General features: G+C 69.8%; 3 protein-coding genes. All 3 read right to left on the bottom strand.

The annotated features are described in order from the left end of the window. Positions 1-104: 104 nt before the first annotated feature. Positions 105-782, bottom strand: coding sequence for an SUMF1/EgtB/PvdO family nonheme iron enzyme (locus tag J7E68_RS15950; RefSeq protein ID WP_251049068.1), 678 nt, complete (start codon positions 780-782; stop codon positions 105-107). 11 nt (positions 783-793) lie between these two features. Beyond that, positions 794-1,552, bottom strand: a complete 759-nt coding sequence (locus J7E68_RS15955) for an SGNH/GDSL hydrolase family protein (protein WP_215174228.1) — start codon at positions 1,550-1,552, stop codon at positions 794-796. 38 nt (positions 1,553-1,590) lie between these two features. Continuing rightward, positions 1,591-2,738, bottom strand: a 1,148-nt coding sequence (locus J7E68_RS15960) for an MFS transporter (protein WP_215174230.1), incomplete at its 5' end; no start/stop codon positions are given.

The raw sequence follows: 2,738 nt of genomic DNA on the forward strand, positions 1-2,738 counted from the left end.
CGAACCGGTACATGCTCAAACAGCTTCCTCCCTGACGGCGAGAACCGCCCTGGGCGTCGCAGAAGAGTCCACCCGAACGGGACGGCGCCGTCGAACGCCTAGCGCTAACGATCCGCCTGCGCCGACAACCCCAGCGCCTCGCCCGGTGTGTCGAAGAAACCGCGGGCGACCCGCACCCCGACGTCTTCGTGATGCATGCGCGGGGCTCCCCCGCGGCGCACAGAGGCGCGAACACTCCAGGCGTCGTCCGCGAACCCTCCGCCGCGGAACACGCGATAGTCGTCGTACCGAGCGGGGTCGAGCAGGTCCCAGCACCACTCCCACACATTGCCCAGGGTGTCGAACAGTCCGTGCAGGTTGGGCAGCTTGCCTCCCACGTCCTGCGGGGTGCGCACGCCGTCGGCACCGGTCCACGCGGCATCGGGCAGCGGCGCGTAGTGCGGGCCCGTCGAGCCCGCACGGCATGCGAACTCCCATTCGGCCCCTGTCGGCAACCGGTAGCCGTCGGCGGTCACATCCCAGCTGACCTCCTCGCCGTCGAAATGATAGACCGGGTCGAGACCCTCCCATTCGGACGCCGCATTGCAGAAGTGGACCGCCCGCAGCCAGCTCACGTCCGCGGCGGGTCGACGGGGGTGGTGCGAGGGGATCGGCAGCACCTCTGCGAGCTGCTCCTCGGTGATCGGGAACACTCCGATCTCGAAGTCCTGCACGTCGACCGTGCGCTGCACCTTGAGCCGGGCGTCGTGCAGGGTGACCTGCCCACCGGGGATGCGGCGCATCTCGATGTCGGTCACGCGTGCGGCGTCCGCTCGACCCAGTCCGGGTACTTCGCCGCCCGCCCGTCGCCCGATGATGTGCGGGTGACGCGACGTCTGACCCATGGTCCGACGAACTCGCGGTAGTACGCGAGACCCGCCGGTCCCCCCGCTGTGAGAGCAGACGGAGACCACCATGTGGCCGGGGGCTCGAAGCCCAGGCCGTGGAGCACACGGGCCGCCACCCGGGGGTGACCGGCCACGTTCATGTGCAGTCGATCCTCGGACCAGTACGGCGGACGTGCGAGTTCGCGATCCGGCCAGTTGAGGGCACGCACGACATCGTCACGCCCCTCGATGCGCCGCAGCACAGCGTCGGAGAGCAGGTCGCCGCGGCGCTGCACGAGCGACCCCATCGGGAGCTGTCCGCTCGGATTCGCGCCGGAGAGGAGGATCAGCGTGACGCCCTCTTCGTCGCACCGACGCAGGACCCTGCTGAACGCGTCGGCGATGTGCTCGAGATCGCTCTTCGGCCGCAGCATGTCGTTGCCACCGCCGTTGAACGACAGGTGGGTGGGGCGCAACGCAAGGGCCGGCTCGAGCTGCTGTTCGACGATGGGCCACGCCAGCTTGCCGCGGATCGCGAGGTTGGCGTACTGGATCGGATGCCCGGCGGCGTCTGCCCAGCCCTGGGCGACGAGATCGGCCCACCCTCGCTCGCGGCCGTCGGGCAGCAGGTCACCCACTCCCTCGGTGAAGGAATCGCCGATGGCCACATAGCGTACGTCTGTCACCACGACAGCCTATTCCTGCTCACGGACACCCGACCGCGTCATCTGTCGTCGAGCGCGAGTCCGCCCCTGTCGACCAGCCCCCATGCCGCCGCGGCTGCCGCCACGAAGCAGGCGCCGAACACCGCGAAGAGCACAGGCGCTCCCCCGGTGACGAGAAGCACCGGCACGGCCAACGGAGCGATGATCGACGCGATTCGTCCGACGCCGGCAGCCCACCCTGCGCCCGTGCCGCGCAACGAGGTCGGATAGATCTCGGGGGTCACCGCATACAGCGCGCCCCACGCGCCGAGGTTGAAGAACGACAGCGCCATGCCTGAGGCGATGATGGCAGGCTCCGTGGTCGAGGTGCCGAAGAACACAGCGGACACCGCGGAGCCGATCAGGAACACCGACAGGGTCGTGCGTCGGCCCCACACCTCGATGAGCCAGGCGGCGACGGCATACCCGGGCAGCTGGGCCAGCGTGATGATGAGCGTGAAGCCGAACGAGCGCACGAGGTCGAATCCCGCATCGACCAGGATGCTCGGAATCCAGATGAACGCCCCGTAGTAGGCGAAGTTCACGCAGAGCCACACGATCCACAGGCAGAGCGTTCGAACTCGGAACTCGGCGTTCCAGAGCGTCGTCAGCCGCGCCCTGCTCGTCACCGCGATCGCACGGGATGCGGGCTCGCGGCGGATCGCCGGTGCGGTGTCGACGCCGGCATCGGCCTCGAAGGCCGAGACGATGCGGTCAGCCTCGGCGATGCGTCCTCGAGAGGCCAGCCAGCGCGGCGACTCGGGGAGCCCCCAGCGCACGATCAGCGCGTAGGCGGCAGGGATCGCGCCGAGTGCGAATGCCCAGCGCCACCCGTCGTCGGACGCCGGGATCACGAAGAACCCGATGAGGGCCGCCGCCGTCCACCCGACCGCCCAGAAGGCCTCGAGGATCACGATCAGTCGGCCGCGGATGCGTGCGGGTGCGAACTCGCTGACGTAGGTCGACGCGACCGGGAGCTCGGCCCCGAGTCCGAGGCCGACCAGGAAGCGGAGCGCCAGCAGCGCTGCCAGCCCGCCGACGAGGGCGCTGGCCCCCGTCGCGATTCCGTAGATCAGCAGCGTGAGGGCGAAGACCTGCCGGCGTCCCCAGCGGTCTGCGAGGAGTCCGCCGAGGGTCGCCCCGAGGGCCATGCCGATGAACCCGACGG

Origin of the sequence: Microbacterium sp. ISL-103, assembly GCF_018613995.1 — a bacterium.
In the GTDB taxonomy this organism is placed as follows: Bacteria; Actinomycetota; Actinomycetes; order Actinomycetales; family Microbacteriaceae; genus Microbacterium.

Bases quoted from the DNA above. Each gene is read 5' to 3' on its own strand.
- J7E68_RS15950 (WP_251049068.1), bottom strand. From the start codon at position 782: ATGCGCCGCATCCCCGGTGGGCAGGTCACCCTGCACGACGCCCGGCTC.